1 rRNA gene is annotated in these 1,572 nt (G+C 51.0%); it reads left to right on the top strand.

Annotated elements, in window-relative coordinates:
• Positions 1–101: 101 nt before the first annotated feature.
• Positions 102–1,572, top strand: a 23S ribosomal RNA gene (locus BM099_RS20205); the annotation flags it as partial.

Raw genomic sequence — 1,572 nt, 5'->3', positions numbered from 1 at the left:
AATGTGGATTTGATGAAAGAAAGTCTTGTGTAAAAACAAGCGCCAAAAGTAATTTTATCGTTACGAGAACATGTTTCTTGCCAGACGCCTTCGGGTTATATGGTCAAGTGACAAAGCGTGCACGGTGGATGCCTAGGCAGTCAGAGGCGATGAAGGACGTTGTAACCTGCGAAAAGGTTTGGGGAGCTGGTAAACGAGCTGTGATCCAAACATGTCCGAATGGGGAAACCCACTCTATTTATAGAGTATCTTTACACTGAATACATAGGTGTTTAGAGGCGAACCCGGGGAACTGAAACATCTAAGTACCCGGAGGAAAAGAAATCAACCGAGATTCCCTAAGTAGCGGCGAGCGAACGGGGAACAGCCCTTAAGTTGAGATGTGGTTAGCAGAACGCACTGGAAAGTGCGGCCGTAGTGGGTGATAGCCCCGTATGCAAAAACCTATTTTCAATGAAATCGAGTAGGACGGGACACGTGTTATCCTGTCTGAACATGGGGGGACCATCCTCCAAGGCTAAATACTCCTGACTGACCGATAGTGAACCAGTACCGTGAGGGAAAGGCGAAAAGAACCCCTGTGAGGGGAGTGAAATAGATCCTGAAACCGTGTACGTACAAGCAGTGGGAGCGGTCCTTGAGACCGTGACTGCGTACCTTTTGTATAATGGGTCAGCGACTTAATTTCAGTAGCAAGCTTAACCGTTTAGGGGAGGCGTAGGGAAACCGAGTCTTAATAGGGCGTATAGTTGCTGGGATTAGACCCGAAACCGAGCGATCTATCCATGGGCAGGTTGAAGGTTGAGTAACATCAACTGGAGGACCGAACCGACTGTCGTTGAAAAGCCAGCGGATGACCTGTGGATCGGAGTGAAAGGCTAATCAAGCTCGGAGATAGCTGGTTCTCCTCGAAAGCTATTTAGGTAGCGCCTCGTGTCTCACCATTGGGGGTAGAGCACTGTTTCGGCTAGGGGGTCATCCCGACTTACCAACCCGATGCAAACTCCGAATACCAATGAGTGCAATCACGGGAGACACACGGCGGGTGCTAACGTCCGTCGTGAAAAGGGAAACAACCCAGACCGCCAGCTAAGGTCCCCAAGTTCTAGTTAAGTGGGAAACGATGTGGGAAGGCTCAGACAGCTAGGAGGTTGGCTTAGAAGCAGCCACCCTTTAAAGAAAGCGTAATAGCTCACTAGTCGAGTCGGCCTGCGCGGAAGATATAACGGGGCTAAAACTAGACACCGAAGCTGCGGATGCCATTTATGGCATGGTAGAGGAGCGTTCTGTAAGCCGTTGAAGCGGAAGCCGGGAGGCACCGTGGAGGTATCAGAAGTGCGAATGCTGACATGAGTAACGATAAGGGAGGTGAAAAACCTCCCCGCCGGAAGACCAAGGGTTCCTGTCCAACGCTATTCGAGGCAGGGTGAGTCGGCCCCTAAGGCGAGGCAGAGATGCGTAGTCGATGGGAAACGGGTTAATATTCCCGTACTGGTTATAACTGCGATGGAGGGACGGAGAAGGCTAGGCAAGCGCGGCGTTGGTTGTCCGCGTTTAAGGTAGTAGGTTTAG

The sequence above is a fragment of the Neptunomonas qingdaonensis genome, assembly GCF_900113275.1.
Taxonomy (GTDB): Bacteria; Pseudomonadota; Gammaproteobacteria; order Pseudomonadales; family Balneatricaceae; genus Neptunomonas; species Neptunomonas qingdaonensis.
This window is presented reverse-complemented; position numbering and strand designations above follow the sequence as displayed.